At 38.0% G+C, this 13,073-nt stretch carries 12 protein-coding genes; all 12 read left to right on the plus strand.

Features of this window, described 5'->3' with window-relative positions:
- The first annotated feature begins 19 nt into the window (after positions 1 to 19).
- The 12 genes from WM46_RS02945 to wzzB all read left to right on the plus strand — a co-directional run bounded on the left by WM46_RS02945 (position 20) and on the right by wzzB (position 13,049).
- The gene (locus WM46_RS02945) at positions 20 to 1,450 is read left to right on the plus strand and encodes an oligosaccharide flippase family protein (protein ID WP_187394435.1); all 1,431 of its coding nucleotides are present in this window, start codon (positions 20 to 22) and stop codon (positions 1,448 to 1,450) included.
- The gene (locus tag WM46_RS02950; protein ID WP_102601371.1) at positions 1,450 to 2,700 is read left to right on the plus strand and encodes a hypothetical protein; all 1,251 of its coding nucleotides are present in this window, start codon (positions 1,450 to 1,452) and stop codon (positions 2,698 to 2,700) included. The genes WM46_RS02945 and WM46_RS02950 overlap by 1 nt, the downstream gene beginning before the upstream one ends.
- Positions 2,701 to 2,854: 154 nt before the next feature.
- Complete coding sequence (locus WM46_RS02955) at positions 2,855 to 3,325, plus strand: acyltransferase (RefSeq protein ID WP_102601372.1); 471 nt, start codon at positions 2,855 to 2,857, stop codon at positions 3,323 to 3,325.
- A gap of 7 nt (positions 3,326 to 3,332) precedes the next feature.
- A complete protein-coding gene (locus tag WM46_RS02960) occupies positions 3,333 to 4,319 on the plus strand; it encodes a hypothetical protein (RefSeq protein WP_102601373.1) in 987 nt (328 codons plus the stop codon).
- Complete coding sequence (locus WM46_RS02965) at positions 4,283 to 5,269, plus strand: hypothetical protein (protein WP_102601374.1); 987 nt, start codon at positions 4,283 to 4,285, stop codon at positions 5,267 to 5,269. The genes WM46_RS02960 and WM46_RS02965 overlap by 37 nt, the downstream gene beginning before the upstream one ends.
- A gap of 201 nt (positions 5,270 to 5,470) precedes the next feature.
- Positions 5,471 to 6,514: a glycosyltransferase gene (locus WM46_RS02970; RefSeq protein ID WP_102601375.1), complete on the plus strand. Its 1,044-nt coding sequence runs from the start codon at positions 5,471 to 5,473 to the stop codon at positions 6,512 to 6,514.
- The gene (locus tag WM46_RS02975) at positions 6,507 to 7,133 is read left to right on the plus strand and encodes an HAD family hydrolase (protein WP_102601376.1); all 627 of its coding nucleotides are present in this window, start codon (positions 6,507 to 6,509) and stop codon (positions 7,131 to 7,133) included. Before WM46_RS02970 ends, WM46_RS02975 begins: the two co-directional genes overlap by 8 nt.
- On the plus strand, positions 7,123 to 7,884 hold the full coding sequence (locus WM46_RS02980) for a hypothetical protein (protein WP_102601377.1): 762 nt from the start codon (positions 7,123 to 7,125) through the stop codon (positions 7,882 to 7,884). The genes WM46_RS02975 and WM46_RS02980 overlap by 11 nt, the downstream gene beginning before the upstream one ends.
- Entirely contained in the window at positions 7,881 to 8,981 is a 1,101-nt protein-coding gene (gene glf, locus WM46_RS02985) for a UDP-galactopyranose mutase (RefSeq protein WP_102601378.1), read from the plus strand. The genes WM46_RS02980 and glf overlap by 4 nt, the downstream gene beginning before the upstream one ends.
- 131 nt (positions 8,982 to 9,112) lie before the next feature.
- Positions 9,113 to 10,519: an NADP-dependent phosphogluconate dehydrogenase gene (gene gndA, locus WM46_RS02990; RefSeq protein WP_042318138.1), complete on the plus strand. Its 1,407-nt coding sequence runs from the start codon at positions 9,113 to 9,115 to the stop codon at positions 10,517 to 10,519.
- A 236-nt stretch (positions 10,520 to 10,755) separates the two neighbouring features.
- Complete coding sequence (gene ugd, locus WM46_RS02995) at positions 10,756 to 11,922, plus strand: UDP-glucose 6-dehydrogenase (protein WP_102601379.1); 1,167 nt, start codon at positions 10,756 to 10,758, stop codon at positions 11,920 to 11,922.
- 143 nt (positions 11,923 to 12,065) lie between these two features.
- Entirely contained in the window at positions 12,066 to 13,049 is a 984-nt protein-coding gene (gene wzzB / locus WM46_RS03000; RefSeq protein WP_102603765.1) for an LPS O-antigen chain length determinant protein WzzB, read from the plus strand.
- Positions 13,050 to 13,073: the final 24 nt, after the last annotated feature.

The raw sequence follows: 13,073 nt of genomic DNA on the forward strand, positions 1-13,073 counted from the left end.
TGCCCAGCGGGGGAATCTTGTGAGCACTCATTTCATAATGATCCAGGATGCTATTAAAAGAATTCTCTCCATTGCTCTTTTTGTGGTTCTGGCAAGGTTACTAGATCAAAATATGTTTGGTCATTATCAACAAGTTATATTAGTAATTAGCTTTATGGCAATGATGTTTACTGGTGGGTTGCCTATTGCTCTAAGCTATTTTTTTGGACAAAATAACAGCGCTGAACTTCAAAGAAGTACATTTCAACGATTCTTTTTCTTCCAATTAATTGCAATAGTTGTCGGTGCAGTTTTATATCTTATCTTTTCCGGTTTTATATCTCGTGAGTTTAAAAATGTGTATCTCGATCGCTACTCGATATATATAATTTTGATCTTCATGGGTGTAGTATTACCTGATTTTTTGAGGAATTCTAGTGTGCTTTTCAACTCAATGAAGAGCTATACGATAATTACCTCAAGTATTCAAATAATTACCGTCTCATTGACTATATTAGTTGCTATTGAATCAAAAAATATTAAATCTCTGATTTTAATAACAGCGATATCGTCAATTGTTTTAATATTATCTTTGCTATGGCTAAATAAGAATAAAATCTATCCTCTAGCAAATTTATACCGAAAAGAGAATAATACCAAAGGTGAGATTAAGTATGTTATCGCAATGAGTGCCACATCATTAGTGGGGGTAGTGAATAGTTATACCGATCAAATTACGGCCTCAATATTGCTCAGTCCAGTAGATTATTCACTATTGAAAGTTGGTGCGTTTCAAATACCATTTATTAGCATTGTAACCGGCTCTATTTTAACTGCAATGATTCCGGTCGTCTCCAAATTGTTCAAGCAAAGAGCTCTTATTGATATTGAACAGTTATGGGCTCATTCGATTGAAAAAGCAACCATATTGCTTGTGCCTATTGTCATATTCTGTATGGTTTTTGGCAAAGAAATTATTGTGGGTTTCTTTGGCTCTAACTATTCCGCCTCTGGGCTGATATTTCAAATTTACATGTTCCAATGGTTACGTGCTGTGGTGGTTTTTGGTGGTGTTATGGGGGCTATTGGCCTTGAAAAAGAACTCTTTAAAAATACAGTGTTCATTACTATATTGAATGTTGTGCTTAATATTTTTATGATTTCAAAATTTGGTATTGTAGGTGCAGCAATAACTACAACCGCAATGAACTATTTTGGAGGTTACTTGCTAATCAAGAAAATAAACAACGTTTTGCCAAATAAATTTTTTAGCTACTTCCCTATTAAGTCCTATTTTCTTGTATTAATCTGTTCATTAATGCTTGCTTTGATCATGAAAACCATCATACCAATGAGTGGACTTATAGCCGTCATGGCTATGTCTGCGCTGTATTACTTTGTGATTTTAAGCCTTTGGATTAAATGGAAAGGAGATAAGCTAACTTTGTCGTCATACAAGAGATTGCTGTAATGGACAAATTTGAAAGGTACAAAAAGTTAAAATCACTACTTTCAGGATCCTATAAAGATTACCCATTAGCTGAAATACTTGCTGTTAAAATTGCGGCAATACCTTATAACAAAACAAACTATCGATTTGTAAACTTAATAAAATTGGTACGAATTCGAAAAGTTGAACTACCTGATTTTGATTCCAAAAAAACAATTTTCTCAATTGGTGAATATAATCGTCAGGATTACTATCAATTATTAGATTATATTAGAACCGATATCGATTCCTATGTAATAGACCTGGCAAAATCTAAATATGTGTACAGGCTAAATTTCCATGCAATATTTTTTTCATTGAAAAAAATCTTTCAGTGCTTTAAAGGATGTGAGTTAAATTTATGCGATAAAATTCACTTGTTTTATGATTTAACATATCTTATAAACACCATTGAACATTTAGAAAAAATAGTAGTCAAAAAAGAGAAAATACTTAACTTTTGCGCTTTCTGTAGTAATCTGTCAGGAGAAGCGGAACTAAATTATTTTTTCAAAAAACATCAGATCCCAACTTATACATTACAACATGGACTTTGGTTTTTATATCCAAAGCCAGAACCTATTGATGCTCTGGTATATGATAATCTTCTCGCTGATAAATTGCTATGTTGGGGCGATTATACCCGGGAGCAGTTCTCAGATGGCGGAATTGACAGTAAATCAATTCATGTAGCTGGTTATCCGAGGGTGCATTCCGAGAATCTCAACAAACGTGCGAATCTCTCCAGTCGAATTCTAATACTCTTCGCCAGAAACTCTTATGATAATAATAATAGGGCACTTATCGAACTACTTAGTATCTTAAAAGATCAGTACCAATTTGAATATAGACTTCATCCCTCGCTGGATAAGACAGAGTATGATCGAATTTTATCTAAACTGGGGGGGGAATCGGCTGAGGCTAAAACAATATCTGAACTGCTTGGCAATAATGAATATCTTTGCACAATTACTTATAATTCAACAGCCTATTATGACAGCTATGTAAATAATTGTATCTCATTGCGATATATTGATGAAGATGCTGATAATTCGATTTCTGTAATGGATGATGGATTTAGAAATGTAAATGAGTTACAGCGATTATTGTCAGCAATACCAGATAATGCGGCTAGTTCAATCTATTGGCAGGCTGTATCAACAAGACTTTCATTTATTTTGGGTTTCAATATCAACAGATATAAAGAGTTTTTGAGGGGGGAAGGTGGGTAGTCTGTCAAAAAAAATAATGACTTTTGTCTATAACCCCTGGAAATGTAAATCGTATTTACGATCTATCTATTGCAAATTGGTCATTAGACATTTTGCGAAAGAATGGGGTAAACGCTCTATATTGCAAAAACCATTATCATGCAGTTACAGGCATATGCGAATTGGTAATGACGTTACTATTGGCCACCATGCACGTATAGAGGCAGTAGAGACTTGGTTGGATGCCCATTTTAGGCCGGAAATTGTTATATGCGATAATGTGAGTATTGAGCAACGCTTACATCTTGTTGCAGCATCAAAGATTGTTATTGGTGCACACTCTACTATATCTTTTGATGTGATGATTACTGACGTCGATCATGAATATGAAAAAATTGACGTTGATATATCATTGCAACCACTAAGGGTCGCTAACACTATGATTGGTGCTAATTGCTTTATTGGTGCCGGTGCCAAAATATTAGCCGGCACAGTATTAGGTGATCAATGTATTATCGGCGCAAATTCTGTTGTAAGGGGCTCCTTTCCCTCATACTGTATTATAGCTGGCGCACCAGCACGTATAATCAAGAAATATGATAAATCAACTAATTCGTGGATAGCTGTCAATCATTTAAATGGATAGTTCAGCAATGAAATCTGTATTATTAATTATGCCATTTTTTAATTCCTATCATACTATCATAAAAGATGAAATTGAAAATATGGGATATAAAGTTAAAGTTGTCAGAGACAGCTCAGTTTTTGTAAAGCTTACACATTTACGCTTTTTATCAGAGCGAATTTATGACTTTTACATGAACACTATATGGCCAATTTTGTTTAAACTGAGGACGAAGGGGGAATATGACTATCTTTTTGTAATCAAGGGGCAGGAACTTACTCCAGCATTATGCGATTATTTACAGAATGGCTGCAAGACAAAAAATAGTATTTTATATCTTTGGGACTCTATTGCTCATAATCCTAAAGCAACTAAAATTATGGATTATTTTAAACATTGCTATACTTTTGATGACGCAGATAGCAATAAAGGAGTTTATAAACTTGAGCATATTCCATTGTTTTATGCTAATTTATTTAATACTGTTGAGCAAGAAGGGGCGGGGAATATCAGGTATGATTTCATTTGCATAGGTTCATTTAAGGAAGAACGCGCGTATTTTTTAGAACAGCTTGAAAATGAATACAAAAATGAAGGTTATTCATTTCTTTTTAAATTGTATCTTCCCTGGAATCAATACCTACGTAAAATTTTAACCAGTCCTGGTTTTTTTTCGAGGTATAGGAAATATATATTTGTGCGGAAAATGGGCCTTACATCTGTTTCCACACTGACAAAGCAATCGAGAATTGTTGTTGATGTACCTGATAAAATACAGAGCGGTCTGACTATGCGTACATTTGAAGCGCTGGGTGCCAGAAAAAAATTACTAACAACGAATATGAATGTCCGGTCATACAGTTTCTTTTTCTCAGGTAACATAGCAACAAATATCAATGAAGTGGATGATTTGTTTATAAATTCGGATTATACGGAACTTGATAGTGAATCATCTCGAGATTTACGTAGCGTAACTGAATGGGTAAGTTTAATGATGAGCAAGTTAACATCATAGATGCTATAAAAATGGTCAGTAAAATTATGCCTAATGCCAAAATAAAATCTCAGATCACTAATATTCTTATCATTGGTGCTTTCGCATTTCCATATATATTCTTAAATATACCTGGTCCAGGTGATTGGATTTCAGCAGAGATATTCGCAATATATGACACAGTATATAAAATAACTATATATTTTACGGTAAGCTTATTTATTATAATAAATGTATTAGCAAGCATACGTCAGATACCAAAAGTACTATTGTTCTTTTTTGTTTTTATAACACCATTTTTTGTTGTATTAAACTTGCAATTTGCTCCATATGTTCTCATGTTTGCTGCAGCATACTTCCTGATTGAAAATATTAAGCAAGGGCTTTACTCTTTGAATATCGTAAGAGTTATGATTATTCTCAGCTTACTATTTTCGTTTATCCAAAGTTTGTATTTTAGAAGTGAGGATGGCAGACCTGCATTAAGTTTTATCGATCCTAATTTTTCAGCATTTTATATTTTTATGTTGTTTGCCGTATCATATAATCTGCGTTTGAAAATTATTATGTATCTATGCTTTGCGCTGGGTATGTTTATGCTGAGTCGAGCTTTTTTACTTGCTGTAGTTGTTTTTTGGATTCTAAATAATACAACCTTTTTCTATACTTTTGCTAAAAGGTGTAAAGTATATCATCCTTTTGTTATGGTAATTCTTAGCCTGTTTTTAGTTTTTACTGCGGGAACCGCGCTACGTACTTTTGGTGGCAATGATGTTGCTGATTATGATTCTGGCATTTCACGATTTTCAACTATCAATGATGGATCTAACAGACTCAGGTTTCAATTAAACGATCAATTTTTATCTGCTCTTACCCAATCCCGGGAACTTCAGCTACATGGAGTAACAAAAGAGTTTTATACAGCTAACTTTGCGCCTTTAATTCCTCACAATGGCTTTTTGAGTTTGTGAGACTAAATGGACTCCTATTAGCTATTATTTATATATCTTTTGTGTTCTTATTTATTTTAAATAAGAGTGTAAAAAGCACTTTCCCGTTACTTTTTAGCTATATATTGTACATGTGCTTTTTACCTGTTATTCCCGCAGGGATAAGCTTATTACTTGTTTCGCTGATTTATGCTGTGACTATTTATAAAATGGAGTATAATCATGTTGGCAATAATTGTTCATAGCTTGAGCCGAGTCGGTGGAACTGAATCTGTCGTTAAATTATTGGCAAATAATCTATCATACTATACTAAAGTAATTATTATTGAGACAGAAAAATCTTCTTATAGAAAAAACAGTAACGACCGTTTTGATATCGTAAATTTAGCCAGTGATTTCCGTAATGAAAAAGTCAATATGTTTTTTTCGATGCTGAAGGTCCGAGCTTTTGTAAAAAAATTAGCTATTGAAAATGTATATTCCACGTTTGGTAATCTTAATCTTCTGTCTCTTTTGTTGTTACGAGGGCGAAATATAATTGTTTGTGACCATTTATGTTATAAACAATCTATGACAGGTTTTTTTGGTTCTCTCAGAAAAAAATTTTATAAGTATGCCAGTTATGTAGTGTCATTGACGAATAAAGATTTTGAGAATTATATCAATGATGGGTGCAAGTGCGTTGTTATAGAAAACCCAATGGATGTTGATAAAATTTATCCTGCTAACTCTTCTCGTTCAGATATTATTGCTGTGGGGCGTATTTGTTACCAAAAAAATTATGAGCGTATGCTCAATATTTTTTCCTGGCTTGTAAAGAAGATTCCTTCAGTACAGCTAAATATTTTTGGTAATGGTGAAGCAGAGTATATCGACTCCATTAACGAATTAATTGTCAAAAATAAATTAGCGACTAATGTTTTTCTTCATAAAGCCACTGAGGAAATTGGTATCTGGTATTCCAAAAGTAGCCTTTTAATGATGACTTCTCACTACGAAGGCTTGCCTATGGTTTTAATTGAAGCGCAAGCAAATGGACTTCCATGTGTTGCATTAGATGTGGATACAGGTCCTTCCGATGTGATTGTAAATAATAAAGTAGGTTTACTGCTGGATCCGAATGAGAACGATGAAGAAATTGCGAATAAAATATATCTGTACTATAAAAGTTTAGATGCTGATAATACGCATGCTGCGGTGCTAAACTCTCAGCGGTTTTTAATTGAACCAATTATTAAAAAATGGTTGGGCATTTTACATGTATAAAGTTGTCTTCCTCGATTTGTGCGGTACCCTCGTAAAAGAAAACACAACATTTGATTTCTTCAATAAGATGATACTACCAGAGAAATCTTTTCTCCTAAGAGCACTATGGAAAAGTAAATTTGTACAGCTTGTGACAAAAATTTTAACTGTATGCCATATAAAATACGATATGACCAAGAAATCCTGTCTTTTTATGATGAGGGGCCATACGGAAGGTGAGTTGAGAAGTTTAGCAAAATCTTATATGAGTACGCTTACATGGCGTAGGGATATTCTGTACAAGGTTGAAAAATTAGTTCAGCATGGATATAAGCCCGTTATTGTATCTGCATCACTTCCTTTTTTAGTCGAAGTCGTCAGCAATCACTTAATGATAAATACCTACATAAGTTCTGAGATGGAATATGAAGATGGAATATTTACTGGTAGGTTGCTGACGGATCTGCAGGGAAATAAACTGGATGTGCTTGCAAATAAAAATGTCGATAAATCTATTTTTATTACAGATAATCTGGACGATATCATTTGCAAAGATGTCGTAAATTACTTCATTGCAGTAACGAACGCTAAAAAACGTGCGTATTGGAAAGAGAATAAGGTGTTGATTCATGTGGTATAAATTTATAATGCCTTTAGGACCCTTCTTTTATCTCTATGCGAAAACAAGTAAAGAAAAAATAAGTTGGCTTCTTTATTATGTTATGCCATTTATTTCTATTGTCCTCTTTTATGATGTTAAGCCCGTAGCCGCCTGTATCGCCATACTGTTGATTTACTCAGCGTATGATATTGGATACATCTATAACAATGCTGAAACTATTAAAAGGGAAGATAATCCTACGTTGAGATTTACTGAGTTTGATCTTCAGTTTTATGAGCGTAACAAGATAGCCATTTATGCTTTGAAGATACTAATTTCGCTTTTTCTCGCTTTTCTGCTCTATTATTTATATGGTTATGCCTTTTCTGTATGGTTACTTTGCATTGTCATGCTTATTGGCTTTTTCTATATTTATAATACTACCCGCGGTGTCAGTAATTTTTATCTGCAATTTGTACTAAGTTTTACAAGATTCACCTTGCCATTGTTTATTTTGACACATTATGACCTGACTACTTTTGTAATCAGCATACTCATTTTCCCGTTACCCAATTTTTTGGAACGAACGAAGATTAAAAAAAACAATCTTCCTTTTACAATCCATAATACAGCACTATTCAGATTTTATTATTATCTGGTTTTATTGCTTTTGGTTATAGTTTTTTCATTTGTAATGAAAATTTTGTCATGGGAATGGCCAGTGTTGATTTGCGGCTACTTTTTTTCTTACAGAACACTTTTTTATATTTTTGAAAAGGTCAATAGATGAATATCGATTATTTAATAGTGGGTAGTGGGCTATTTGGTGCCGTTTTTGCTCATGAAGCACATAAGCGTGGAAAAAAAGTAAGAATTATAGAGAAAAGGGAACACGTTGGCGGTAATGTTTACTGTGACAAATTAGAAGGTATAAATGTGCACAAGTATGGTGCGCATATATTCCATACTAATGATAAAGATATTTGGGATTACGTTAATCAATTCGTTGAGTTTAACCGATTCACTAACAGTCCTATGGCAATTTCTGGCGGTAAGATTTATAACCTTCCTTTTAATATGAATACTTTTTCTCAGTTGTGGGGGATTGTACGCCCTGAGGAAGCGAAGGATATTATAAAAAAACAAAGCGCTGAATTTGCAAATAAAGAGCCTTCAAATCTTGAAGAGCAAGCTATATCTTTGGTTGGAAGGGATGTGTTTGAGTACTTCATCAAAGAGTATACTGAGAAGCAATGGGGGCGAGAGTGTAAAGATTTGCCAGCATTTATCATTAAGCGGTTACCAGTCAGATTCACCTATGATAATAATTATTTTAAAGATAAATATCAGGGTATTCCCGTTGGAGGCTATAATGAATTAATTAATGGACTGCTGGATGGTATAGATGTTCACCTTAATACCGATTATTTCTCGAATAAAGAATATTACGACAACTTAGCGGGTAAAGTAATTTATACTGGTCCTATTGACCGTTTTTTTGATTATTGCTTCGGGCGCTTAGATTACCGCTCACTTCGGTTCGAACATGAAATTCATGATACAGATAATTTTCAAGGTAATGCTGTAATCAATTATATCGATAAAAAATATAATTTCACAAGGATTATTGAACATAAGCATTTTGAGTTTGGGACTCAAGAAAAAACGGTCATAACCAAGGAGTATCCTAAGGAATTCGAGGATGGCGATGAGTACTATTATCCGGTAAATGACAGTAAAAATAATAAGTTGTTCTCTCAGTATCGCCAGCTTTCATTGGCTTTGGATAAATTTATCTTTGGTGGACGTCTGGCTGAATATAAATATTACGACATGCATCAGGTAATAGCTTCCGCGTTGCGACTTGTTTCTGATGAATTTTCTTGATTTTCATTGTGTGTTCCCTGTGACGCGAGAACACAGCTTATGCTGTCACTTTTCTTATTCCTGAGTTACCATTTCAGCACATTCAAGCCGCGCATACGTCGCGCGGTGACCACACCTGACAGGAGTATGTAATGTCCAAGCAACAGATCGGCGTCGTCGGCATGGCAGTGATGGGGCGCAACCTGGCGCTCAACATCGAGAGCCGTGGTTATACCGTCTCCGTGTTCAACCGCTCCCGTGAAAAGACCGAAGAAGTGATTGCCGAGAACCCTGGCAAGAAACTGGTGCCTTACTACACGGTGAAAGAGTTTGTTGAATCCCTCGAAACGCCTCGTCGTATCCTGTTAATGGTGAAAGCAGGCGCGGGTACCGATGCTGCCATTGATTCTCTGAAACCGTATCTGGATAAAGGCGATATCATCATTGATGGTGGTAATACTTTCTTCCAGGACACCATTCGTCGTAACCGCGAACTTTCTGCTGAAGGTTTCAACTTCATTGGCACCGGTGTTTCCGGTGGTGAGGAAGGTGCGCTGAAAGGACCGTCTATCATGCCTGGCGGGCAGAAAGAAGCCTACGAACTGGTAGCGCCGATTCTGACGAAGATCGCAGCAGTCGCTGAGGATGGCGAACCTTGCGTGACCTATATCGGTGCTGATGGCGCAGGCCATTACGTGAAAATGGTTCACAACGGTATTGAATATGGCGATATGCAGCTCATCGCTGAAGCCTATTCTCTGCTGAAAGGCGGTCTGAATCTCTCTAATGAAGAGCTGGCCAGCACCTTTACTGAATGGAACAATGGCGAGCTCAGCAGCTACCTGATTGATATCACTAAAGACATCTTCACCAAAAAAGATGAAGAGGGTAAATACCTCGTTGATGTCATTCTGGACGAAGCGGCAAACAAAGGTACCGGTAAGTGGACAAGCCAAAGTTCTCTGGATCTCGGCGAACCGCTGTCTTTGATCACTGAATCCGTTTTTGCGCGTTACATCTCCTCGCTGAAAGACCAGCGTGTGGCGGCTTCTAAGGTCCTGACCGGTCCGAAAGCACAGCCTGCGGGTGATAAAGTTGAGTTTATTGAGAAAGTGCGCCGTGCGCTGTACCTTGGTAAAATCGTTTCCTATGCGCAAGGCTTCTCGCAGCTACGTGCGGCGTCCGACGAGTACAACTGGGATCTGAATTACGGTGAAATCGCGAAGATTTTCCGTGCTGGTTGCATTATTCGTGCGCAGTTCCTGCAGAAGATCACGGACGCCTACGCGAAAAATGCAGGCATTGCCAATCTGCTATTGGATCCGTACTTCAAGAACATCGCTGATGAATACCAACAGGCGCTGCGTGATGTTGTTGCCTACGCGGTTCAGAATGGCATCCCGGTACCGACTTTCTCTGCGGCTGTTGCCTACTACGACAGCTATCGCGCTGAAGTATTGCCAGCTAACCTGATCCAGGCACAACGTGATTACTTCGGTGCGCATACCTATAAACGTACTGATAAAGAAGGCGTTTTCCATACCGAATGGATGGATTAATTACATTGTTTGTCAGAAGCCCGGTCTAAAGACCGGGCTTTTTTTTATCCTGATTCTTATTGCATAATCTTCATTGCTTAATATTAACTTAATATTGTCCCTTTAGGATGATAAAGATAATCCTAATTGTATTAGGCTTCGTTGACACATTATTCGCTCAGACGCTAAAACAATAATAACGTGTCAGGATGTGAATACATCATGATGTCTAATTAAGTTAATTCTGAGAGCATGCAATGAAAATCACCATCTCCGGTACCGGGTATGTCGGACTGTCCAACGGTCTGCTAATCGCACAGCATCATGATGTGGTTGCGTTAGACATAATCCCCTCCCGTGTTGAAATGTTGAATGATCGGATATCTCCGATTGTCGATAAAGAAATTCAGCAGTTCTTAACGTCGGAGAAAATTAATTTCAAAGCCACACGGGATAAGCATGACGCTTATAGAAACGCAGATTATGTTATTATTGCGACGCCGACCGATTATGATCCGAAGACCAATTACTTCAATACTTCAAGCGTCGAATCTGTCATTCAGGATGTAATAGCGATTAATCCAGATGCGGTGATGATAATTAAGTCTACCGTCCCGGTTGGGTTTACCGCCGCGATGGGTAAGAAATTTAATACGCAAAATATTATTTTTTCCCCTGAATTTTTACGTGAAGGTAAGGCGCTCTATGACAACTTGTATCCGTCGCGTATTGTCATCGGCGAGCGTTCTGAACGAGCAGAGCGGTTTGCCGCTTTGCTTCAGGAAGGGGCGGTGAAGCAAGATATCCCTACGCTGTTTACGGACTCTACCGAAGCGGAAGCGATAAAGCTTTTTGCCAACACCTATCTGGCGATGCGCGTGGCCTATTTTAACGAACTCGATAGTTACGCTGAAAGTTTAGGTTTAAATACCCGCCAGATCATCGAGGGGGTTTGTCTGGATCCACGTATTGGCAATCACTATAACAATCCCTCATTTGGCTACGGCGGTTATTGTCTGCCAAAAGATACCAAGCAGCTTCTGGCTAATTATCAGTCAGTCCCGAATAATATTATTTCAGCAATCGTTGATGCCAACCGCACTCGCAAGGACTTTATCGCTGATGCCATTCTCGCCAGAAAACCAAAGGTCGTGGGGATCTATCGTCTGATCATGAAAAGCGGCTCGGATAACTTCCGCGCATCTTCCATTCAGGGGATCATGAAGCGCATTAAGGCGAAAGGTGTGGAAGTGGTGATTTATGAACCCGTGATGCAGGACGAGACGTTTTTCAACTCGCGAATCGAACGTGATTTGACGCAGTTTAAACAACAGGCTGACGTCATTATCTCAAACCGCATGGCTGAAGAGCTCAAAGATGTCGCCGAAAAAGTCTATACCCGAGACCTTTTTGGCAGTGATTGATTAGTCAACTGAGGGGAAGGGAGTCCCTGATAATGGGTTAAAAACCTACCAGAATTTTCGCAATCCTACCAAATTTCCTATGGAATAAATTAAGTTTCCCGATAAACTGTGGCGAGTTTAGAGATTTCTTGTTTAGGGCAATGATGACAGTGGAAAATAACAACCTATCCGGGCGCAGCAACGAACCGGAACAGATTGATTTAATTGACTTAGTGATTCAGATTTGGCGCGGTAAAGTGACAATAATCATCTGCATTATTGTGGCTATCGCTCTGGCCGTGGGTTACCTGGCAGTGGCGAAAGAGAAATGGACCTCGACAGCGATTATTACTCAACCTGACGCAGGCCAGTTGGCGACGTATACCAATGCCATGAGTATCCTTTACGGTCAGGATGCGCCAAAAGTGAACGATGTTCAGTCCGGTGTGATTGGGCGTTTTAACTCGGCCTTTGCCGCGCTTTCTGAAACGCTCGATAATCAGGAAGAGCCAGAGAAATTGACCATTGATGCGTCTGTAAAAGGCCAGCCATTGCCATTGAAAGTTACCTATCAGGCAACATCCGCTGAAGCTGCGCAAAAAACGCTGGCGCAGTACATTCAACAGGTTGATGAAGCGGTCTCCAAAGAAATTAATACTGACCTCGCGATGAGCATTAAAACACGTGCATCTGACTTAGAGCATTCGCTCGTAGCGCAGGAAAAGGTCGCTCAGGAGCAAAAAGCACTGCGCATTGCGCAGATCACCCAGGCGCTTTCGGTCGCTAAACAGGCCAATATCAAGCTGCCGCAGGTCCAGCAGGCCGATCAGGTCTCTCAGGACACCATGTTTATGTTGGGTAGCGATGCGCTTTCATCAATGGTTAATAACGAAGCGACCCGCCCGTTAACGTTTTCGGATAACTACTACCAGACCCGTCAGAATCTGTTAGCCGTTAAGGCGCTGAAAGTGCAGCCTGACAGTATTCATGCCTATCGCTACGTGATGAAGCCGACGTTGCCGATTCGTCGCGATAGCCCGAAAAAAGCGATTACTCTGATACTGGCGACACTGCTTGGTGGAATGATTGGTGCAGGCGTAGTGCTGGGACGTAATGCACTGCGTAACTACAAACCAAAAGCGCAGTAACCTGATCCATGCAATAAAAAAACC

The organism is Citrobacter freundii complex sp. CFNIH2, from assembly GCF_002880615.1.
GTDB classification, from domain to species: domain Bacteria; phylum Pseudomonadota; class Gammaproteobacteria; order Enterobacterales; family Enterobacteriaceae; genus Citrobacter_A; species Citrobacter_A amalonaticus_F.

Bases quoted from the DNA above. Each gene is read 5' to 3' on its own strand.
- gndA (WP_042318138.1), top strand. From the start codon at position 9,113: ATGTCCAAGCAACAGATCGGCGTCGTCGGCATGGCAGTGATGGGGCGC.
- glf (WP_102601378.1), top strand. From the start codon at position 7,881: ATGAATATCGATTATTTAATAGTGGGTAGTGGGCTATTTGGTGCCGTT.
- ugd (WP_102601379.1), top strand. From the start codon at position 10,756: ATGAAAATCACCATCTCCGGTACCGGGTATGTCGGACTGTCCAACGGT.
- WM46_RS02950 (WP_102601371.1), top strand. From the start codon at position 1,450: ATGGACAAATTTGAAAGGTACAAAAAGTTAAAATCACTACTTTCAGGA.
- WM46_RS02975 (WP_102601376.1), top strand. From the start codon at position 6,507: ATGTATAAAGTTGTCTTCCTCGATTTGTGCGGTACCCTCGTAAAAGAA.
- WM46_RS02955 (WP_102601372.1), top strand. From the start codon at position 2,855: ATGCGAATTGGTAATGACGTTACTATTGGCCACCATGCACGTATAGAG.
- WM46_RS02960 (WP_102601373.1), top strand. From the start codon at position 3,333: ATGAAATCTGTATTATTAATTATGCCATTTTTTAATTCCTATCATACT.
- wzzB (WP_102603765.1), top strand. From the start codon at position 12,066: ATGACAGTGGAAAATAACAACCTATCCGGGCGCAGCAACGAACCGGAA.
- WM46_RS02980 (WP_102601377.1), top strand. From the start codon at position 7,123: ATGTGGTATAAATTTATAATGCCTTTAGGACCCTTCTTTTATCTCTAT.
- WM46_RS02970 (WP_102601375.1), top strand. From the start codon at position 5,471: ATGTTGGCAATAATTGTTCATAGCTTGAGCCGAGTCGGTGGAACTGAA.
- WM46_RS02965 (WP_102601374.1), top strand. From the start codon at position 4,283: ATGGGTAAGTTTAATGATGAGCAAGTTAACATCATAGATGCTATAAAA.